Source organism: Halorientalis brevis (assembly GCF_023077655.1).
In genome coordinates this window covers 295,768-317,107 of record NZ_JALLGV010000004.1, presented here as the reverse complement: position 1 = coordinate 317,107, position 21,340 = coordinate 295,768, and the positions used below count along the sequence as shown (strand labels likewise).

19 protein-coding genes are annotated in these 21,340 nt (G+C 64.8%); 13 read left to right on the top strand and 6 right to left on the bottom strand.

Going from position 1 to position 21,340, the window contains the following annotated elements; translation table 11 throughout:
* Nucleotides 1-123: 123 nt before the first annotated feature.
* Entirely contained in the window at nt 124-1,641 is a 1,518-nt protein-coding gene (gpmI, locus tag MU553_RS09870) for a 2,3-bisphosphoglycerate-independent phosphoglycerate mutase (RefSeq protein WP_247377321.1), read from the bottom strand.
* A gap of 119 nt (nt 1,642-1,760) precedes the next feature.
* Between gpmI and MU553_RS09865 the strand changes: the two genes are divergently transcribed.
* The 3 genes from MU553_RS09865 (at nt 1,761) to MU553_RS09855 (ending at nt 4,737) form a co-directional block, all read left to right on the top strand.
* Nucleotides 1,761-2,156, top strand: coding sequence for a DUF7522 family protein (locus MU553_RS09865; RefSeq protein ID WP_247377323.1), 396 nt, complete (start codon nt 1,761-1,763; stop codon nt 2,154-2,156).
* Between the two features lie 94 nt (nt 2,157-2,250).
* Nucleotides 2,251-3,498, top strand: a complete 1,248-nt coding sequence (locus MU553_RS09860; protein ID WP_247377325.1) for a DNA double-strand break repair nuclease NurA — start codon at nt 2,251-2,253, stop codon at nt 3,496-3,498.
* Nucleotides 3,499-3,519: 21 nt separating this feature from the next.
* A complete protein-coding gene (locus tag MU553_RS09855) occupies nt 3,520-4,737 on the top strand; it encodes a hypothetical protein (protein WP_247377327.1) in 1,218 nt (405 codons plus the stop codon).
* A 21-nt stretch (nt 4,738-4,758) separates the two neighbouring features.
* Here MU553_RS09855 and MU553_RS09850 read toward each other — a convergent pair whose 3' ends face one another.
* Nucleotides 4,759-5,640 (bottom strand): PKD domain-containing protein, encoded by an 882-nt coding sequence (locus tag MU553_RS09850; RefSeq protein ID WP_247377329.1) that lies wholly within the window; start codon nt 5,638-5,640, stop codon nt 4,759-4,761.
* A 198-nt stretch (nt 5,641-5,838) separates the two neighbouring features.
* On the opposite strand from MU553_RS09850, the gene pyrG reads away from it, so the two are divergent.
* From pyrG to MU553_RS09835, 3 genes are all read left to right on the top strand, one after another.
* Nucleotides 5,839-7,497: a CTP synthase gene (gene pyrG / locus MU553_RS09845; protein ID WP_247377331.1), complete on the top strand. Its 1,659-nt coding sequence runs from the start codon at nt 5,839-5,841 to the stop codon at nt 7,495-7,497.
* Nucleotides 7,497-8,414 carry a glutamine-hydrolyzing GMP synthase gene (gene guaA, locus MU553_RS09840; protein WP_247377334.1) on the top strand — a complete coding sequence of 306 codons (918 nt, stop codon included), beginning with the start codon at nt 7,497-7,499 and terminating at the stop codon, nt 8,412-8,414. Before pyrG ends, guaA begins: the two co-directional genes overlap by 1 nt.
* Nucleotides 8,415-8,515: 101 nt before the next feature.
* Nucleotides 8,516-8,839, top strand: coding sequence for a DUF7126 family protein (locus MU553_RS09835; protein WP_247377335.1), 324 nt, complete (start codon nt 8,516-8,518; stop codon nt 8,837-8,839).
* A gap of 5 nt (nt 8,840-8,844) precedes the next feature.
* Here the strand turns inward: MU553_RS09835 and MU553_RS09830 are convergent, their stop codons facing one another.
* Complete coding sequence (locus MU553_RS09830) at nt 8,845-9,519, bottom strand: MBL fold metallo-hydrolase (protein WP_247377337.1); 675 nt, start codon at nt 9,517-9,519, stop codon at nt 8,845-8,847.
* A gap of 100 nt (nt 9,520-9,619) precedes the next feature.
* On the opposite strand from MU553_RS09830, the gene MU553_RS09825 reads away from it, so the two are divergent.
* The 3 genes from MU553_RS09825 to MU553_RS09815 all read left to right on the top strand — a co-directional run bounded on the left by MU553_RS09825 (nt 9,620) and on the right by MU553_RS09815 (nt 14,239).
* Nucleotides 9,620-9,937 (top strand): cupin domain-containing protein, encoded by a 318-nt coding sequence (locus tag MU553_RS09825; RefSeq protein WP_247377339.1) that lies wholly within the window; start codon nt 9,620-9,622, stop codon nt 9,935-9,937.
* Nucleotides 9,938-10,329: 392 nt separating this feature from the next.
* Complete coding sequence (locus MU553_RS09820; RefSeq protein WP_247377341.1) at nt 10,330-12,939, top strand: PKD domain-containing protein; 2,610 nt, start codon at nt 10,330-10,332, stop codon at nt 12,937-12,939.
* A gap of 163 nt (nt 12,940-13,102) precedes the next feature.
* Complete coding sequence (locus MU553_RS09815; protein WP_247377343.1) at nt 13,103-14,239, top strand: PKD domain-containing protein; 1,137 nt, start codon at nt 13,103-13,105, stop codon at nt 14,237-14,239.
* A gap of 27 nt (nt 14,240-14,266) precedes the next feature.
* Here MU553_RS09815 and MU553_RS09810 read toward each other — a convergent pair whose 3' ends face one another.
* Nucleotides 14,267-14,902: a MogA/MoaB family molybdenum cofactor biosynthesis protein gene (locus MU553_RS09810; protein WP_247377345.1), complete on the bottom strand. Its 636-nt coding sequence runs from the start codon at nt 14,900-14,902 to the stop codon at nt 14,267-14,269.
* A 166-nt stretch (nt 14,903-15,068) separates the two neighbouring features.
* Here MU553_RS09810 and MU553_RS09805 point away from each other — a divergent pair, with 166 nt between their 5' ends.
* The 4 genes from MU553_RS09805 (at nt 15,069) to MU553_RS09790 (ending at nt 19,794) form a co-directional block, all read left to right on the top strand.
* Nucleotides 15,069-16,109, top strand: coding sequence for a zinc-binding dehydrogenase (locus tag MU553_RS09805; protein ID WP_247377347.1), 1,041 nt, complete (start codon nt 15,069-15,071; stop codon nt 16,107-16,109).
* 5 nt (nt 16,110-16,114) lie between these two features.
* Entirely contained in the window at nt 16,115-16,462 is a 348-nt protein-coding gene (locus tag MU553_RS09800) for a DUF7977 family protein (protein WP_247377349.1), read from the top strand.
* A gap of 107 nt (nt 16,463-16,569) precedes the next feature.
* Nucleotides 16,570-18,354, top strand: coding sequence for a histidine kinase N-terminal 7TM domain-containing protein (locus tag MU553_RS09795; protein WP_247377351.1), 1,785 nt, complete (start codon nt 16,570-16,572; stop codon nt 18,352-18,354).
* An 87-nt stretch (nt 18,355-18,441) separates the two neighbouring features.
* On the top strand, nt 18,442-19,794 hold the full coding sequence (locus MU553_RS09790; RefSeq protein WP_247377354.1) for an MmgE/PrpD family protein: 1,353 nt from the start codon (nt 18,442-18,444) through the stop codon (nt 19,792-19,794).
* A gap of 155 nt (nt 19,795-19,949) precedes the next feature.
* On the opposite strand, the gene MU553_RS09785 is transcribed toward MU553_RS09790, so the two are convergent.
* Entirely contained in the window at nt 19,950-20,207 is a 258-nt protein-coding gene (locus MU553_RS09785; RefSeq protein ID WP_247377356.1) for a DUF5789 family protein, read from the bottom strand.
* A 291-nt stretch (nt 20,208-20,498) separates the two neighbouring features.
* Entirely contained in the window at nt 20,499-21,275 is a 777-nt protein-coding gene (locus tag MU553_RS09780) for a methionyl-tRNA formyltransferase (RefSeq protein ID WP_247377358.1), read from the bottom strand.
* Between the last annotated feature and the right edge of the window lie 65 nt (nt 21,276-21,340).

Genomic DNA, 21,340 nt, shown 5'->3' with positions numbered 1-21,340 from the left:
CTCAGCGTGCGTTACTCCTGCCGGACGGCTGTTCGGTGACGGCCGTCGAAACGACGTGGCGCCCGGTCGAGTGATCGGCCAGCGAAGCCCGGACTCGGCGCGTCTCTCCTGATGGGTCTCGAACTACTCGAGTAAGGACTCGCCAGTCATCGCAGCCGGCTGATCGATGTCCATCAGTGCGAGGATCGTCGGCGCGACGTCCGCCAGCGTTCCGCCGTCTCTGACAGTTCGCCCGCCACTGGTCCCGTCGCGGTCGAGATAGACGAACGGGACTGGGTTGAGCGTGTGGGCAGTGTGGGGGTTCTCCTCGGTCCCCATGTCGTCGGCGTTGCCGTGGTCGGCGGTGATGATGGTGTGTGCGCCGGCGGCTTCGAGTGCGTCGACGAGTCGACCGAGTTGGTCGTCGACGGCTTCGACGGCCGCGGTCGCCGCGTCCAGGTCGCCGGTGTGCCCGACCATGTCCGGGTTCGCGAAGTTGAGGACCATCGCGTCCGGGTCGTCGGTTTGAATGACGTCCTTGGCCGTGTCGGCGACCTCGGGCGCGCTCATCTCCGGTTGCAGGTCGTAGGTCGGCACGTCGGGACTCTCGACGATCTCCCTGATCTCGCCGGGGAACTCCACCTCTCGGCCGCCGTTGAGGAAGTAGGTGACGTGGGCGTACTTCTCGGTCTCGGCGATCCGGAGCTGCGTGTGGTCGGTGTCCGCGAGCACCTCGCCGAGGACGTCCGCGGGTTGGTTCGGCGGGTAGGCGACCGGGACCTCGAACGTGCTGTCGTATTCGGTCATCGTGACCACTCGCGTCTCCGGTGGGTTCGTCTCGAACTCCCACTCGGGGCGGATGTCGGCCAGCATCCGGGTCAACTGGCGCGCCCGGTCCGAGCGGAAGTTGAAGAAGACGACGGCGTCGCCGTCCTGGAGGGCGGGACCGCCCTCGATCAGCGTCGGCTCGACGAACTCGTCGGTGTCGCCCCGTTCGTAGGACTCGGTTGTCGCGCCGACCGCCGTCGCTGCCGTGTGGTCGGCCTCACGGTTCACGATGCCGTCGTAGGCGCGCTTCGTGCGCTCCCAGTTCTGGTCGCGGTCCATCGCGTAGTAGCGGCCGGTGACGGTCGCGACGTGGCCCGTCCCCTGCTCGTCGGCGTGGGCCTGGAGGTCCGCGAGGTAGGACTCGCCGCCCGTGGGCGAGGTGTCGCGTCCGTCCGTGAACGCGTGGGTGACGGCGTCGACGCCCTGGTCGGCGGCGATCTCGATGAGCGCGTGGAGGTGCGCCTGGTATGAGTGGACGCCGCCGTCGCTGACCAGTCCCATGAAGTGGACGCGCCCGTCGTTGGCTTGGGCGTGCCCGAACGCGGAGACGATGGCGTCGTTCTCCGCGAGGGTGCCCTCGGCGATGTCGTCGCTGATGCGGGTCGCTTCCTGCTTGACGACGCGGCCGGCACCGATGTTGAGGTGGCCGACCTCGCTGTTGCCCATCTGGCCTTCGGGGAGACCCACGCGGCGGCCGTGGGTTTCGAGCGTCCCGAACGCGCCCTGTTCGCGGTAGCGGTCGAAGTTCGGCGTCTCCGCGGCGCGGACGGCGTCGCGAGCGTCCGCGTCGGGATTGAGTCCCCAGCCGTCGAGGATGATCAGGCCCACCTGCATATCCCAGGGGACGACACAGGGGCCTAAAGAGCCGTCGGACTCCCTGCAGCCGTCGTCGGCCCCGGCAGCAGGTGCCGGAGACCACCGGTGTTATATATAGGGGAAGCCAGTGTGAAGCCATGGTGACCTCAATCGTGGACGAGGACTTCGCGGACAAACTCGTTACCACCGCACGGACGGCGGCCGGTGACAGCCTGCGCTCGCTCACGTACTTCACGCGCTCGAACTTCGAGCAACTGTACCTCCGTGAGGACCTCGAACGGGACGCCGACCTCGATAGCTTCATCGGCCACGAGTGGCGCGGCTTCAAGAACACGACCGACGCCTACCGCGGCACCGAACTCGGCGAGTACAAGTACACCATCCGCGTGTTCGAGAACGGCTTCCTCCTCCGCGTGACCAGCGACCGCGACGGCGTGTTCATGACGACCGACGGCGCGACCATCCGGGACTTCAACTCCTATCAGAAAGCCATCACGGAAGTCTTAAACGAGAAGACCGGCCGCGACGACTGATTCGCCCGTTTTCTTTCGATAGCGTCCGCACCCGATAGCGTCGCCGTCGCCCTGCCTCCCGGAAGTTTTTGATGACCCCCTTCGATGGCAGGATATGACCCTCGACCCGGTGCACTTCGACGGCATCGCCCAACTCGCTGGCCGCATCGAGAGCGGCGTCGACGCCAGCGATCACCGGGACTTCGCCAACACCGTCTGGGAAGAGTTCCTCGACCCCCTCTACGAGGACGGAACGCCCGTCCTCGAACCGCTCGGCGAGCAGCGCCGCCGTCTCGTCGACGTCGAGGACGCCGCGCTCATGGAACCCCGCTTTCCCACCCAGCACGGCCTCGACTCGGGCACGATCAATCCCACGACGTTCAAGAACGGGCTCGTCATCGACGTGGCCCAGGCCGCGATGGCTTCGGTCCCCTCCGAGCTGGAACTCCATCGCGCGCGCTCGGTCGTGAGTACCGTCCACTCAAACGACGCCACGGTCGCCGTCGGCGAAGACGACTGGACGATGTTCGACCGCGGGTTCAGCCGCGGCCGCATCATGCAAGCGCCCCGCGTCGACCGCTTCGAGCAGACCGTCGTCCACGCGCTCGCGCTCTACCTCGCCGAGAGTCACCACGCCGAACTCCAGGCCGAGGTGGTCGACGACCTGCTGATCCTCGACGGCCCCATCTACCCCACCGGCCTCCTGAAGTGGACGAACCAGGACCCTACACTGGCGGAAGTCCTCGTCGAGGACGAGCGTCCCAAGGACGTCGTCCAGAACTACGTCGACCTCGTCGAGACGTTCGTCGCCCGCGAGATTCCCCTCGTCGGCTTCGTCAAGAGCACGGCCTCGAAGGCGATCACCCGCGCGGTCCGCCGCAAGCACAACGCGCCCTGGGTGAACGACGCGGCCTTCTTCGAGCAACTGCTCCGCCGGACCGACGACGACGGCGAGACGAAGACGGACGCGCTGACGTTCACCAACTGGTTCGTCTCCCGCTGCGGGGCCAACCGCGCGCTCTCGACCGCTGGCGACCTCGATCTGGACCTCGACAAGGAACTGGACCCCGACGCCTACGAAGTCACCTTCTTCGTCATCTACGACCCCCGCGAGGAGTTGATCTATCGCGTCGAAGCCCCCTACGCGTTCACCCGCGACGAGGACCTCCGCGAGGACCTGACGATGCAGATTCTCACGGACGTCGCCGCTCGGACCGGCCCACCGCTGGCGGTCGAAAAGGCCGACGAACTCGCGCGGATCAGTCGCCAGGAGAAACAGGCACTCCAGCAACAACTCGAAGAGACGTTCGCCAGCGGCCAACAACGTGAGTACAACGACGTGCGCTGGGACACCGTGGAGTAACGTCGGACCGGTCCGCCGTCTGTGGAGTCGCTGGGAGCGATCCTTCGCTTCACGCTCTTCGTTTCCGAAACAATATGTGGGAGAAAAGATGTATCCCAGCGTGATGACGACGTTCACTCTCTCGAACACGATGGCGGACCGCAACCGGTCACGGGGGAAGGGTCGATGAATCGAACTGTACTCGCCGTTCTGGCCGTGTTTCTGGCCGCTGCGGCCGGTGGCGCTGGGTTGTACGTGCTCACCGGTGAGCAGACGCCCGCGAACAATTCGACTGGGACGGCGACGCCGACCACGGCGACGCCGACGACGCTAGTTCCCAATACGACGGCAACGCCGACACCCACGCCGGACGAGAACGAGTCGGAGCCGCAGCGTCCCCCGAGCAACAATTCGAGTGACGATCAGCCGAAATACGTGGCGATGCTGAGTCGGATTCTCCGCTCGAACTCGACTCGGATGGCCTCGCTCGACACCCCACTGCCCGACAACAACACGCTCCACTCGGGGATGGTCGAGATCAAATCGATCGAGATCGAGGAATACGGCTCCGGAACAGCGAACGATACGCGGCTTCGCGTGGAATACTATAACACCAGTAAAGGGTTAAATGAAATTAGAGTCATATCTATTGTCTACAATCATGTTTCAAACCAATCAATAATGTCTCCTGACAATATTTCATTTGATGAAATAAAAGCAGTCGAATATGAAAACCATAGCTCTGAGCGGCCAAGTGGTCTTTTAGTCATTGACGAAGCATGGTCACTCTATTACACTTCTAGGGATTGGGATGATTCGACTATCATAAAAGCAATAACTGCAACAGCGGACTCATATGAAGATATTAGTTCTGCTCGAAATGTGGAGCCATTCGAAGATATAAGAAACCAAAAACTACCGCAAAATGTCTCCCTTCTCCGAGCGGAAATATATGGTTCGGTCCTCTTCGTCGACTACTCTACTTCAACCTCACCACAATTAAATCAAACACGTGCTATTGAGATGTATAAAGTAATAGATAGTATCGGGAGCGAGCTCACCCGTGATAAATATTCCAGAGTAACAGATGTGTTTTTAGAAGAAAGATATCGCTCCAGCCCGAGAACCTATGATATTCGAACTTGGCATATGTACAATGATACCGATGTTGAAAGAATCTCGTCTAAAGACCCATCATCAGAGATATTTGATATCATTCGGAAAGAAATTGCCTATGAAGCTGATCAAATTGGCAAATAATTCTATCTGGTAGTAAACATATCAAAAGAGGCTGATGCCTGTATTACTGTTGTCTCCACTATTGTATCCGCCGTTACTGTGGCCGCCATCAGTACCCGAATTATCTGATCCGTCATCGACATGAGAACCGAAACTATCGCCTGGGCCACCGGACGAGCAACATACCACTGTTCCCACGCTCTCGCCAGTGAATGGGCTCACGGCCGTGCTCGATCCCTCCGATTCTAAGTACGTTCCACCGTCCAAATTTGGTTGGTAATATCCCTGTGGCGCATTTCCGCCACCATTCCCACCACGACTCGCGGTCCGGGGATCAACTGTCATCGAGGCGTTCGCTTGCTGACCGGCCACGTCGACGACGATCGCGGTCACGTTGGTCTCTCCCTGCTCGCTAAACGAGAAGCCGTGATCGACGGTCTGTTGCTCGCCGCTGAGGCTCTGGTTGACGGCCGTACTCCCGTTTCGCTGCCACTCGATGCGGTCCAACGGCACGTTGCCGGCTGTGCTGTCCGCTGTATAGGTCGTGTTGGCGCCGACAATTGGGTTTTCAGGTCCAGATACGTCGACCGTCGGACCACGTCCCGGCTCGGCGGTGAGATGTAACGTGTCTGCGTGGGTGTGGCCCTCGTCGTCGGTGACCGTGACGGTCACGTTGTACTGGCCGATGCGGTACGGCCGGAACGAGGTCCGACCGCAGGAGCGGCACGCTGGCGTGACCGTCGAGCCGTTCGGCGTCTCGATCGTCCAGTTGTACGCGGCGATCGTCCCGTCGGGGTCGCGCGACCCGGTGGCGTCCAACTGCACCGTGGCACCCACCGGCGTCTGCTGGTCCAGCCCCGCGTCCGCGAGCGGCAACTCGCTGTCGACGTCCGCGGCAGATACCCCCGTAAGCGGTGCAACCAAGACTATAATCCCCACCAGAACCGATTTCATACCCGTGTGAACTGGTGTTCCCGCGGTTTCGTACTTAAACCTGGCTAGTTTGTTGGCGCGTTGTCAGAAACTCTCGTGCACTCGCGAACGGGGGTGAGGCGGCTGCCAGCGAGTGCCACGGGGGGACTGCTCCGAAATCGTTTTGACTGGCGCGCGCGCACCGTCGGTATGCCGACGGAACCAGAGCGGAACTACGACCCCTCGAAGGGCCGGAAGTTCATTTTTGTAACCGGCGGGGTCATGTCAGGGCTTGGGAAAGGCATCACAGCCGCGAGTACGGGACGGCTGCTGTCTAACGCCGGGTTCGACGTGACCGCCGTCAAGATCGATCCGTATCTCAACGTGGACGCAGGGACGATGAACCCCTACCAGCACGGGGAAGTCTACGTATTGAAAGACGGTGGCGAGGTCGATCTCGACCTGGGGAACTACGAGCGGTTCCTCGACATCGACATGACCTTCGACCACAACGTCACCACGGGGAAGGTCTACCAGCACGTCATCGAGAAAGAGCGTGCCGGTGACTACCTCGGGAAGACCGTCCAGATCATCCCGCACATCACCGACGACATCAAGCGCCGCATCCGAGAGGCGGCCGAGGGCCACGACGTCTGTATCGTCGAGGTCGGCGGCACCATCGGAGACATCGAGGGCATGCCGTTCCTCGAAGCGCTCCGGCAGTTCGCCCACGAACAGGACGAGGACGACATCCTCTTCACGCACGTCACGCTCGTCCCCTACTCGAAAAACGGCGAGCAGAAGACCAAACCGACCCAGCACTCCGTGAAGGAACTGCGCTCGATCGGGCTCCAACCGGACATCCTGGTCGGTCGGTGTGAAGACAAACTCCACCCCGACGTCAAGGAGAAGATCGCGCTGTTCTGCGACGTGCCGACGGACGCCGTCTTCTCGAACCCGGACGTCGACGACATCTACCACGTCCCGCTGATGGTCGAGGAGGAAGGCCTCGACGAGTACGTCATGGAACGGCTCGACCTGGCCGACGAAGCGCTCCCCGCGGACGAACGGGACAACCGCTGGCGCGAACTCGTGACCCGGGAGACGACGGGCGAGATCGACATCGCACTCGTCGGGAAGTACGGACTCGAAGACGCCTACATCTCGATCCACGAGTCGCTGAAACACGCCGGCCTGGAGGCCGGCGTGGACGTGAACCCGATCTGGGTTCACTCCGAGGAACTCGCCGACGGCTACGACGGCGAACTCGACGACGTCGACGGCGTCGTCGTCCCTGGCGGCTTCGGCTCCCGCGGCATCGAAGGAAAGATCGAAGCGGTCCGCTACGCGCGTGAAAACGACGTGCCGTACCTGGGCCTCTGTCTCGGCTTCCAGATGGCCGTCGTCGAGTTCGCCCGGAACGTCCTGGGACTCGAAGACGCACACTCCGCAGAGATCGAACCCGACACGTCCCATCCCATCATCGACCTGCTGCCAGAGCAGTACGACCTCGAAGACATGGGCGGCACGATGCGCCTCGGTGCCCACGAGACGGACATCGACGCCGGGACCGTCGCCCACGAGATCTACGGTGACACCTCCTGTACGGAGCGCCACCGCCACCGCTACGAGGTCAACCCCGAATACATCGACGACCTCGAAGAGGCAGGCTTAGTCTTCTCCGGTCACACCAATAACCGCATGGAAATTCTCGAACTCCCCGACCACCCGTACTTCCTGGGGACGCAGTTCCACCCAGAGTTCCGCTCGCGACCCGGCCGGGCATCACCGCCGTTCGTCGGTCTGCTGGAGGCGATTCTCGACGGTGACGAGGCGCGCGGTCGCACTGAAGAGGAGGTGGAGGCCTGATGGTCGACGTCGATTCCTTCATCGAAGAGAAGAAAGACGAAATCGCAGCGGCAGTCGGCGATGGACACGCTATCATCGCGCTGTCCGGGGGTGTCGACTCCTCGACGGCGGCCGCACTGGCGTACGAGTCGATCGGCGACCAACTCACGCCCGTCTACGTCGACACGGGACTGATGCGAAAGGGCGAGACCGACGAGATCCGCGAGACGTTCGACTACATGGACTCGCTGCGCATCGTCGAGGCTCAGGACCGGTTCCTCGACGCGCTCGAAGGCGAGACCGACCCCGAAGAGAAGCGGCACATCATCGGCGAGCAGTTCATCCGCGAGTTCGAGACGGTCGCCAAGGAGGTCGACGCGGACTACCTCGTCCAGGGGACCATCTATCCCGACCGCATCGAGAGCGAGGGGACCATCAAGTCCCACCACAACGTCGGCGGCCTGCCCGACGTCATCGACTTCGAGGGCATCGTCGAACCGATGCGAGACCTCTACAAGGACGAGGTCCGCGAGGTCGCACGCGAACTCGATCTGGAGGAGATCATCTCCGAGCGCATGCCGTTCCCCGGCCCCGGTCTCGCAGTCCGGATCATCGGCGAGGTCACCGAGGAGAAACTCGAGGTCGCGCGCGAGGCCAACCACGTCGTCGAGGAGGAACTCGAAGAGTACGAGCCGTGGCAGGCGCTCGCGGCAGTCATCGGGAAGGCCACGGGCGTCAAGGGCGACAACCGCGTCCACGGCTGGGTCGTCGCGGTTCGCTCGGTCGAATCCCGCGACGGCATGACCGCTCGCGCCCAGGAGATCGACTGGCAGACGCTCCAGCGCATCCAGTCGCGCATCACCGGCGAGAACGACAACGTCGCGCGCGTCCTCTACGACGTGACCCACAAGCCGCCGGCGACGATCGAGTACGAGTAAGCGCTCCGCCGTTTCTTTTCGTCGGCGCGGGTGGTTTTCGACGCGCCGAGGACGGCCCCGGACCGTGAGAGCCAAACCCCAGGGGCGTCAGGGAGTGATATATGAACGCAGTCATCGCCGGTCCCGACGAGCACGACCTGGGAGCGGCACTGGACGAAGCGGGTATCGACGTTACCCGAGCCGCGGGAACAGCGAACCGCCCCGCGCTCGAAGAGGCCGGAATCGTCGACGCGGAACTGCTCGTGCTCACCGACACGGGACTGGCGACGTCGATCCCCGTCGCCAAGGACTTAAACGACGACCTGCACGTCGTCGTCTACGCCACTGACTCGCTCCCGGAGTTCGCCAAGGGCCAGGCCGACATGCTCCTCGATCCCGAACTGTTCAGCGCCGACGCCGTCGCCGAGGAACTGGCTGCCGAGTGACCGTCTCAGAGCGCCTTCGCGAGCACGTCTAGTCGCTCGCTTCCCCCGTGTCGGAACGGGACGCCGTGTCCCATGCCAACGATCTCGACTCGCGGCATTTGACCGACGAGCTCGCGGATACTCTCCTCGACCTCGTCGGCGTCGTAACTCAGTAGCCACGGCGACGTCTGCAGCGCTCCGTTGGACTCGACGACGAGATCGCCCAGAAACGCCACCGAGAGGGCCTCGCTGACGTAGACGACGTGTCCCGGGGTGTGCCCGGGCGTGTGGTAGGCGGTGAACGAACCGATCTCGTCGCCGTCGGCGACTGTCTCGACGGGGAGTTCCGGGGCTTTGAGAACGGGGCCGAGCACGCGCTGGAGGAGTCCTTTGTGGTTGCGCAGTGGGGGCGTCCGCTCGCCAGTCACGAACGGCGCGTCACCCTGGCCGACGTAGACGGTCGCGTCCAGGCCGGGGAGACGGCCGAGAGCCCCGACGTGATCGAAGTCGTAGTGGGTGAGGAGGATTCGATCGAGGTCTTGCAGCGCGTAGCCGGCGTCCTCGATGCCGAGCATCAGAGTGCGCCCGTCCCAGGGATTGCCCGCGTCGACGAGGGTGAGCGTCCCGCCGTCGTCGACGAGATAGGCGTTCACCCCGCGCAGGTCGTACCACCAGACGTCGTCCCCGAGTGCAGAGACCATGTGGCCGCTCGGGACTGGAACCGCTAAAACCCACGTGTGGCGGCAGGTCGTCGCGACCGCCGCCCGAACCGATAAGGCCGAGTCGGCCGGACATGTGGGCATGACGCTCGATCGACTTCCCGACCTCGACCCCGCCGAGGGAGAGGTCATCGACGACGAACTGGCGGTGACCGACGACGTGCTGGTGAAGGTGTTCGCGCTCGGTCCCGGCGCCGAACTCGCGCCCCACGAACACGCCGACGCGACCAACGTGTTTCACGTCCTGGCTGGGACGGTCACAGTCGTCCGGGACGACGAGGAAGCGACGATTGCGGCGCCCGGCGTCGTTCTCAACGAACGCGGGGCGACCCACGGGGCGCGAAACGAGACCGACGAGGTCGCTGTGCTGACTGCGAGCCTCTGTCCGCTGCCGGGGTAAGTCGGCGGCTACTCCTCGAAATACCGCACCAACCACTCGTTTTGTTCCGGCGGGAGACGGAATCACACCGCTGACCCGCCGGTAAACACCGTTTTCTCAGCGTCGCGAGTTTCGCCCGCATAGCTGGCCACAAGCCTAATAACGGACGCATAATCGTTCCCGTAGTCGAGCCTTTCCGCAACCAATCGAACGCGACCCGCAGACTGTCTATAACAATGGGACAGAACGTGGACGCTCTGACCGAACTACATGACTGGATTACCTGCTCGTAATCCGATGGTCAGCGTGAGATCACATCGATGGCCCGAGGGGGTGGCCACGCCGGGACGGGTCCGCCCGTCTTCGGGTCGCGTGCGAGTGACTCAATCGACCGGGACTGGGGGCGAACTCGCATGAGCGGGACGCGCCACCGCGTCCGGAGTCTCGCACTGGTCGTGCTCGTGGTGGGGTCGCTCGTCGCCATGGCCGGCCCTGTCAGTGCGAGCTCGTCGGCCACTGCCCAGGCGACCGCGCTGCAGCACGACGGCAACGGGTCGCACGAAACGTTCGCCGTCAGGCAGGGTGACCAGTGTTACGAGGTCACGCCGCTCGGGGACGGGACCGAAACCGTGGATGACTATTTCAACTACCAGGGACGGGAAACTGATTACAGCTCGATCAACACCACTGCGGTACAGGAAAATCAGGAGAGTTCCCTCTTCATTTACCACGGCACGAACGATCGCTACAGTCTCGGTCTCGTTCACGACGAACACGGCGTGGCGCCGTACGGGAGCACGATCACCATGAACTTCTCCGGCCTGCCCAGCGGCGGGGACTGGGTGGTGCAGGACGACTACTACGGCGAGAACACCGACGACGACTGGAATACTGGCGGGACCACCGCGCACGTCGATTGGAAGTGGAAACGAGACCGAACCGATGGCGGCGCGTTCCGCGGGCTCACGACCACTGACGACCTGCAACTCACGATCGATCCCGAGTTCAACGAGGAGGCGAACCACTGGGGAGACTGGAATTGGTCCGGTGGTCAGAACAGAACCGAAGCCTGGCGGCTGTACACCGCCGACGGCGAGAACCGGACGTTGCAGATGGATCAGGACGTCACCATCACGCGCGGACCCTGTGGTGGGACCGCGCCGACCGCATCGCTCTCGGCGTCGCCATCGAACCCAGCAGTGAACGAATCGGTCAGCTTCGACGCGAGCGGAAGCAGCGACGACGCCAGCATCACCGAGTACGCCTGGGACTTCGACGGCGACGGCAGCACCGACCGGACGACTCAGGACTCGAACGTCGAGTACACCTACGGCGCGGCCGGCGAGTACACGGCGGAAGTGACGGTCACCGACGCCGACGGCAACACTGACACGGCGACCGCGTCCGTGTCCGTGACCGAGGACGTGAGTGAGCCGCCGTCGGCCTCGCTCACGGCGTCGCCGTCGAACGCGGCGCCCGGTCAATCGGTGTCCTTCAACGCGAGCGGCAGCCAGGACGACGAGGGCATCACCGAGTACGCCTGGGACTTCGACGACGACGGTACTATCGACGAAACCACACAGAGTTCGACCGTCACGCACGCCTACGAGACCGCGGGCGACTACACTGCGACCGTGACGGTCACCGACGCAGACGGACAGACCGCCACGGCGAGCGCAGCAGTGACCGTGACCAACGAATCGGACGAGAACGACCCGCCGACGGCCTCGCTCACGGCGTCGCCGTCGGACGCGGCGGTCAACGAGGCGGTCAGCTTCGACGCGGGCGGGAGCGAGGACGACAGCGGCATCGACACCTACGCGTGGGACTTCGACGGTGACGGCTACGTCGACGACAGGACGAACGATCCGACCGTCACGCACGCGTACGAAGCTGCCGGCGAGTACACGGCGGAAGTGACGGTCACCGACGCCGACGGACAGACCGACGCGGCGACTGCGACCGTGTCGGTGACAGGCGAATCGGACGGTGGCAACGGCTCGGACGGCGCTGACACGGAGCCGCCGACTGCGACCATCGTGGTGCCCGACCCAGTGGTCGTCGACGAGTCAATCACCGTTCGTGCGACGAACATCTCGGACGAAAGCGAGATCGAACACGTCTGCTGGTACGTCGACGGCGTGGAAGGCCCCGACGGCCGGTCGTTCGAAGAGACCTTCACGACCACCGGCACGCACAGCGTCACGTTGGACATCAGGGACAGCGCTGGCAACGCCAACGAACTGACAAAGACGTTCCAGGTCGTCGCGAAGGACGGCAACGACGGCGACGACGGCAACGACGGGAACGATGGCAACGATGGCGACGACGGCGACGACGGGAACGATGGCAACGACGGCGACGACGGCAACGACGGCTCTGACGATTCTGATGGGTCGGACGTCAATTACGGAGACTCGGACGGTGGGCCGATGGCCGGAATCACCCAGTCCTCGGTGAACTTCTACGAGGAGACGGAGACGCGCCCCACGCCGCTGCTCGTCCAGATGAACACGACCTCGGTGACGACGGGCGATCCCGTCTCGGCGACCGTCTGGCTCTCAGACACCGACGAGCTCCCCGACGGGTACAGCCTCAACCTGACTGTCGTCAGGACTGGCGAAGACGGTGTCAACGCGACTGTCGTCAACGAGACCGAGATTCCCGTCGCCAGCGGCCAGGGGTCGGTCACGTCGTCGGCACTGGTGTTCGAGGACCCCGGACAGTACCGTGCGCTCATCGGCAACCAGAGTAAATCGTTCGTCGTCCGCGACGACGAAGTCATCACGAGCCCCGATCCGGGCGAGGACTCGTCCGACAGCGACTCGGACGGACAGACGACGACCGCGCAGACGTCGCCGGAACCGACTCCCTCAGAGCCGGCCGACGACGACGGGGCGTCCGCGAACACGGCCACTGTCACTGAGGCGTCCACGACGAGTTCCGACGGGCCAGGATTCGGTGTTCTCGGTGGCCTGGTCGCGCTGGTGCTCTCCGTGGCGGCGCTGACCCGTCAGCGCTGAGGACTGCCCGCGACGCGTCTCTTTTTTCGATCGGCGACGCCGACTGGAAGCGGCTGCTTACCGCCAAAACGCTCGGATAACAATGACCCACTCCGTCGAACAGAGGGGTGAGTAGCATGCTGGGCACTCCGCACAGTGACACGCCCGTGGATGGTGTCGCGTGATGGGCCGCTTCGGCCTCGCGCTCGAACTCCGCACTCTCGCCCTGACGGCGGTGGTGGTTGCGGCAGTCACGACTGCCGGGGTCGTCCCTGTTCCCGTCAGGGGGATAGAGAGTTCGCCAACTCATGGTGACGTCGCATCACCGGCGGCCGACGGGATCTACGCGGTCTCACAGAACGGGACCTGTTACGAGGTGACGGCGCTGGGCGACGGGTCACAGACGGTCTCGCAGTTCTACGACTACAGCCCGAACTTCAGCTTCAGCTCTGCGGGGACGCGACGTATTCAGCAAAACCAGGAGAGCCGACTGTTCGTCTACGACGGTGCGAACGGCGACAGCCTGGTGATCCTCCACGACCAGTACGACGAATCCGGCGGCGGTGCCGTCTCGTTTACGATCACCGGGCTGCCCGCCGCTGGGACGTGGGCCGTCGAGGACGACCACTACACCGGCCGTGACGACAACTTCGCCCACCGTGGCTCGCGGAGCACGATCGACTGGGTCTGGCAGGACGAGCGGACCGACGGTGCAGCGTTCCGCGGACTCGGCGCCGCCGGGCAGTCGGGCATCACCATCAAGCCGTCGTTCAACGAGGAGGCCGCGCTGTGGGGAACGTGGCAGCCCAGGAGCGAGGGGGGACGGATCGACTCCTGGCAGCTGCTCTCGGGCGGTGGGTGGCCGGTCGCTACGCTCGCTCTGGACGAACCCGTCACGATTCGGCCCGGTGGCTGCGACCGGACGCCGCCGACGGCCTCCATCTCGACGAACCGCTCGACTATCGGCGTCTCCCAGCGAGTGACGCTGTCGGCGGCCAATGCCACTGACGACACTGGCGTCGTCTCGTACCAGTGGGACGTCGACGGCGACGGCGTCACCGAGCGCAACACGACGACGCCGACGATCACGACCACGTACGAGAGAGCCCGGACCTACACGCCGCGGGTGACCGTGACCGACGCTGCTGGCAACGCCGACTCGACCACGACGACTGTCACCGTGAACGAGGGCTCGTCACTCATGATACAACGGGCGGCTGCGGGCGGACTCCGGACGACGCTCACTCACGTCCCGGGGAGCGGGTGTGGGTTCAGCCACCAGCGCTCGCTCGGGGAGTGCGTCACTGGTGCTCCCGGCTGATGAGACAGCCCCCGGCAAGAGAGCCGCTCACTCGCGGGTCGCGAGGCCGACGAGGTGACCTGCTTCGGGGACGACGATCTTCTCGATGCCGAGTTTGGCGGCGTTCTCGCTCCCCGGGAGACAGAACACGGGGACGCCGTCGGCGATGCCGGCGGTCGCACGGGTGCAGATGGCTTTCGTGCCGACCGTCTCGTAGGAGAGCAGTCGCAACAGCTCGCCGAAGCCCGGGAGGCCCTTGTCGAACAGCGGCTCCGCGGCTTCGACGGTCACGTCGTCGGGGGTGACGCCGGTACCGCCGCTCGTGACGACGAGGTCGACGTCACTGCGGCCGACCAGCGCGTCCAGTGCGTTCTGGATGCCGTCGTAGTTGTCGCGAACGACGTCCCGTACCGCCACCTCGTGGCCTGCGTCCTCGATGGCTGCCTGGATCACGTCGCCTGCAGGGTCGTCGTCTCGCGTTCGCGTCGACGAGATCGTCACGATGCCGACGCCCAGGGTCTCCACGTCGTGTGCGTGATGCTCGTGGTCCGTGTGGTCGTGGCCGTGGTCGTGGCTGAGGTCGGTGGATTCGGGCGTCTCGTCGTCTGTTTGCTCCTCCGGTTCGTCCGCGCCGCCATCGTCGTCGTCGCTAAATCGGGTGTCGCGTGACTGGAAGTCGACCATGCGGTGACTTACGCTGCCGTGCTTGTAAACCGTCCCCCGGCGCGGGTCGCTCGAACTGCACTCCGTCCAGGCGTCCCCGTACGCGGCCTCCTATTTTCCGCCACGGCTGCGGACGCAACCCACGAGATTCGCCAGCGTTTTGCACGCGCGCGCGAACACCCCTGGTATGCAGGCAGTCCAATTCTCGGAACACGGCGACACCGACGTCTTAGAGTACGGCGAGTTCCCGGACCCAGATCCGGCCGAGGATGAGGTCCTCGTAGACGTGAAGGCGGCTGCGTTGAACCACCTCGACGTCTGGACTCGGCGCGGACTGCCTGGGATCAACCTGGAGATGCCACACATCCCGGGGAGTGACGCCGCCGGCGTCGTCACGGAAGTCGGCGACGAGGTCCAGCGGTTCGAACCGGGCGACCACGTGGCCGTCTCCGCCGGCGTCTCGTGTGGCCACTGCGAGTTCTGCCGCGACGGCGACCCGACGCTGTGTGTCAACTACCACATCCTCGGCGAGCACGTCCGTGGCGTCCACGCCGAACAGGCAGCCGTGCCCGCGGACAATCTCGTCCCCGTCCCCGATCACGTCGACTGGCAGGTCGCAGGCTCGTCGTCGCTGGTCTTCCAGACCGCCTGGCGGATGCTGATGACGCGAGCAGAGCTCCAGCCCGGCGAGACCGTGCTCGTGCTCGGTGCCAGCGGAGGCGTCGGCCACGCCGCACTCCAGATCGCGAAGTACGCCGGCGCCGAGGTGTACGCGACCGCCAGCAGCGAGGAGAAGCTCGACTACGCGCGCGAACTCGGTGCCGACGAGGTCATCAACTACGAGACGGACGACTTCGCCGACGAGGTCAGCGACATCACGGGCAAGCGCGGCGTCGACGTCGTCGTCGACCACGTCGGGGCCGCGACCTGGCAGCAGTCGCTGGCGAGCCTCGCGAAGGGCGGCCGCGTCGTCACCTGCGGCGCGACGACCGGCCCGAACCCCGAGACCGACATCAACCGCATCTTCTGGAACCAGCTCGACGTGCTCGGCTCGACGATGGGCACGCCCGGCGAGGTCGACGACGTGCTCGAACTCGTCTGGGAGGGCCACATGGAACCCCGCGTCCGCGACGTGCTGCCGATGAGCGAGATCGATCGCGCACACGAGATGCTCGAAAACCGCGAGGGCTTCGGCAAAGTTGTCGTCGTCCCCGACAGCGAACTCTGACGACCGTGACCGACGATACATACGTCCACGAACCGGGTGCCGGTCGGACGGCCGCCGACTCGTCCGACGCCGACAGCGACGACGATGGACCCGACCGACGCGACGAATACCCGCGGAACACCCCGGCGGAGACCGACGCGGAGTTCGACTGGCGCGGCTGGCTGCTCGTCGGAGCCGTCGTGCTGGCGTTCCTCGTCGTTCCCGGGATGCTGTACGTGCTCCCCACGGTCCAGGAGGCCGTCGCCAGCCTCGGCCTCGGCCTGCAACACACGTATCTCGTCTTGCCACTGGTCCCCGCGTTCCTGCTCGGAACCATCGCAGTCTGGTCCGCCGTGCGTTCTCGCGCTCGATAACTGCTGGCCTGACTGCTGGACACGTTCGGGCTTTCCGTTCTCAGGCTCGGGATTCCGGCCCGAATCCTTATTCGTGACAGCTCGTTATGGTTTACTACGGACAGTAGATGGCCCTCCAGTACACCCCGTACACGGCGCCGGTGTTTCTCTCCGCAGTCGTGGGTCTCGGGGTCGCGCTGTTCGCCTTCTTCCACCGTGACCGGACCGGTGCGCGTCCGCTGGCGCTGTTCATGATCAGCGCGAGCGTCTGGTCGTTCGCCGAGGGCATGAACCTCGCTCACGCCGATCTGGCGGGGATGGTGTTCTGGACGAAGATGGAGCTCGCGATCTCCGGGCTCGTTCCGCTTTCCTTTCTGTTGCTGGTGCTCGAATACACCGGCAACGAGGAGTGGTTGCGGTCGTGGTCGCTCGGCGCGTTGCTCGTCGAGCCGGCGATGAACGCGGCCGCCGTCTGGCTCGTTCCCGACCTCGTCCGAAGAGGACTCGGCGTGACGACGATCAACGGGTTCCGGGTAATCACCGAGACCTTCGGGCCCGCGTACTACGTCCACATCATTTACTCCTACGTGACGATACTCGTCGCCGGTGCGCTCCTGTTGCGCGTCATTCTCCTCGCCGAAGGGCTGTACCGAGCACAGGCGACGGCGCTGCTCGTCGCTGGCTCCGTCCCCGTGCTCGGGAACGTCCTCTACACGTTCGGTCTGTTCCCCGCCGGGCTCGATCCGACGAACGTCGGCTTCCTGCTCACTGGGTTCCTCATCGCGGCGACGATCCTCCGGCGACAGTTACTGGAGATCGTCCCCGTCGCACGCGACGTGGCCCGCGACGAGATTCTGGAGAACATGGACGACCGGGTCATCGTCACGGACGAGAACGATCGGATCGCCGATCTGAACCCGGCGGCCGCGGAGCTACTCGACCGTCCGGAAGACGAGGCGATCGGCCAGCCGATCGACGACGTGCTGCCGGCGGTCGCGACACTGCTCGACTCGGCGACGGAAGGGCGAACGCAGACGGAACTGTCCCTCGAAAGCGGTGACGGCGTCCGGTACTACGACGTGCGCGTCTCCCCGCTCAACCGAGCGCGAGGGATGGTTGCCGGGCGACTGGTGAGCCTCCGGGACGTTACGGAGCAACGGCAACAACGCCAGCGACTGGACGTTCTCAACCGACTACTCAGACACAACCTCCGCAACGAGATGAACGTCATCGCCGGCAACGCCGAACTCCTCGAGCACGAACTCACCGACAGCGACCTCCTCGAGCGGATCGACCAGATCGAATCGACTGCCACCCAGATCACGGCGCGAAGCGACAAGGTCGGCCAGGCCGCGCGGCTGCTCGACGACCCCGAACGGGTGGAACTGAATCTCGAAGCGACGGTCGTCGAGCAGGTCGAACAGATCCGCGAGACGTACCCCCAGGCCAGCGTCACGGTCGACGTCCCGTCGGACCTCGACGTCAGCGTTGGCCTGGCCGTCGCGGTGGCGATCCACGAACTCCTGGTCAACGCCATCGAACACAACGACGGCCAGCCGGTCGTCTCCGTCGTCGGCTACCCGGGCGATCAGTTCGCCGTCCTCGAGATCAGCGACGACGGTCCCGGCATCGAAGACCACGAGCTGGAAGTGCTTACGGAGGGCAAAGAGACGGCGCTTCGACACGGGAGCGGCGTCGGCCTCTGGGTCGTCAACTGGGTCGCCGAACAGTTCGGCGGCCGTCTGGCCTTCGAGAACGACGACGACGGCACTACCGTCAGGTTGCAACTCCCGCGCGTCTCCGACGACGCCGGGTCCGGGCCGTCGGACGCGGCCGATGCGTCCGAGTCAGCAACGGTCGACGGAATCGTGAACTCGCAATCGGCGACGCCCGATCACCGGCCGACCGACTGAAAACCCCGCGAACCCGGCGCTGCACGCCGAGTACCGGCTGACCAACCTGCAAGGAGCCTTTTGGGACGCTTCGTAGTATGGGGGTGCATGACAACGACGGCAGAACTGGCCGATTTCGTGGCGTCGGTCACGTACGACGACTTCAGCGACGAGGCAGTGACCGAACTGGAGAAACGCGTCCTCGATTCGGTCGGGATCGCCATCGGGGCGCTCGGTGCGGACCCGGTCGACGTCGTCGCCGAGACGGTGCTCGACCTCGACGAAGACGGGCCGTGTCGGCTCTGGGGTCGAAGCGGAACTGCCTCACCGCCGCAGGCAGCCATGCACAACACGGCGCTCACCCGCTATCTCGATTACATGGACTCGTTTCTCGCGCCCGGGGAGACGCCACACCCCAGCGACAACGTCGCCAGCGTCGTCGCCTGTGGCGAGGTCGTCGACGCCTCGGGCCAGGACCTTCTGGAGGGGATCGGCGTGGCCTACGAGGTCCAGGGCGAACTCGCCTGGAACGCCCCCGTCCGTGACAGAGGGTTCGACCACGTCACCCACACCGTCGTCTCGGCCGCCTGTGGCGCGGGGAAGGTGCTCGGCCTCGACCGCGACCAACTCCGCAACGCCATCGGGATCGCCGGCACGGCCCACAACGCGCTCCGGGTCACCAGGACCGGCGGTATCAACGAGTGGAAAGGAATCGCCAGCGCCAACGCCGCCCGCAACGCCGTCTACGCCTGTCTGCTCGCCCGCAACGGCATGGAGGGGCCGACCAACCTCTTCGAGGGCCAGAAAGGCTGGAAACAGGTCGTCGCCGGCGACTTCGAGGTGAACCTCGATCCCGGCTGTGGCCACGTGTTCGACACCATGACCAAGCGGTACGTCGCCGAGACGTACGCCCAATCTGCCGTCGAAGGCATCATCGAGATCGCCGTGGAGACCGACCTCGACCCCGACGACGTCGAGGCGATCCACCTCGAAACCTTCCACGGCGCGAAACTCATCATCGGCGGCGGCGAGGGAAGCCGCTACGAGGTCGAGACCAAAGCCCAGGCGGACCACTCGCTGCCCTACATGCTCGCAGCCGCGCTCGTCGACCGCGAGATGACCAGCAGGCAGTACGACCGCGACCGCATCCAGCGAGCGGACGTCCAGCGCCTCCTCCGAGTCGTCGACGTCGAGGAAAACGGGGAACTCACCGAGCGGTTCGAGAACGGCGAGATGCCGGCCGTCCTCCAGGTCGTCCTCGACGACGGGACGACCGTCGAGATCGAGAAGGACGCCTTCCAGGGCCATCCGACCCAGCCGATGGACTGGGGACAGATCGAGACGAAATACGAACGGCTGGCTGCCACGCGGTACAACGACGAGCGCGTTCAGGACGTCGAAGACGTCGTCGAGCGGCTCCACGACCACGACGTCGGTGACCTGGTGTCGCTGCTGGACTGAGTCACTCGCTGCGGGTCGCGCGTCCGCGGTCGCGATCCACCTGACTCGGCTTGACTGCGTAGGTCCCCGTGCCGTCACGCGCCTCGACGAGGGCCCGATCGCCCCCGACGGCTTTCACAGATTGTACAGTGCCAGGCGCTCTCGTGGGGCATCGGCTATCCTTCGCCCTCGGACTGGTAGGGTTCGCCCACGGCGCGTCGAGGCAGCAGGTTCCGAACCTCCGTCTCCAGTTCTTCGGCGGTCTCGAAGGCGTCGGCGTTCGAGTCCGCGATGACCGCGCCGAGGTTCTTGGTCCCGTCGGCCAACTGGAGCGTCACGTCGTCGACCGCCTCGCTCGCGGTCTCACAGTCGAGCGGGTAGTGGAGCTCGGCCACCAGGCTACGCAGCTCGTTGAGTTTGGTAGTGCGTCCCATGGCGTGAGTACGTCGGCATCGCTCTTGACCCCTCGATTCTCGGGACCAAACCACGCTGTCTGGAGACCGACTGGTACGTAGACGCGAGACGATCCGTCAAGTCACCACGACGCCTGACGGCTGGCAGTCGTCTTGTAGCCCGTTACCCGCGTTCAGTTCCCAGTTCATCCCGACGTGTGTTGCTGTGGAATCGAACGCTACGTGAGCGAGCGCCGAACTGGAGTGTATGCGGTCGGGTCTCTGCGGCAAACAGACCAGTTGGGGGCAGCGTACGTCCAACTCGGTCGGGGATTAGAGGAACTCGTTGCCGCGGTCGCGGAACTCGCGGCGCTCCGCCGGTCCGGGCAGACCGTGGTAGTCGGCGGCCCTCGTCTCGTTCGGCGTCTCCGGGGGCAAGTCGGGATATCGGTCGAGCAGGTCGACGGCGAGGGTCGCTCCGGCCGAGGCGAGTTTCCGGTAGATGGAGTCGACGGTGTCCGTCGGCTCGATCGGAACGGGTCGCCGCGTGAGGATCGGCCCCGCGTCGAACTGTTCGGTCATCCGGTGGGCCGTCACTCCGGTCTGGTCGTCGCCGTAGTACAGCGGCCAGAACGCCGTCGCCCGGCCGCGATAGGCGGGGAGTAGCGACCCGTGCAGGTTGACCGCGTCGGTCGCACAGTCGAGCAGTTCCGCCGACAGGCGCTGCCCGGCGACGATCGAGAGCAACAGATCGGGGTCCAGCCTCGCCACCCGCTCGACGAACTCCGGGTCGGTCACGTCGGACGCGCGCTCGAACGGAACGTCGTACCGCCGCGCCACTGCCTCGACCGAGTGGGGCCGACCCGCCAGCTGCCAGCCCAGTCGCCCGGGGAGTGCGTCCAACAGCGTCCCACGGAGGTAACGCATGGCCAGCCGCGTGCCTGCGCGGAATCCGTACATTCCGAGTTGGTCGCGAAGCTGCTCGGTGGTGGGTGTATCGAACGGCGCAACGACCACTTCCTCGATGACATCGGCGTGGCTCGCGAGGATGGGTCTCAGATACCGCGGGAGATACAGTGGTTCCTCGCTCGTGAACAGAACGGCCCGCACGACCGCTGGTGTGGAATCGACCGATATATGCTTTCTGTACGTGTCAACACAAGACCTATTCCGGC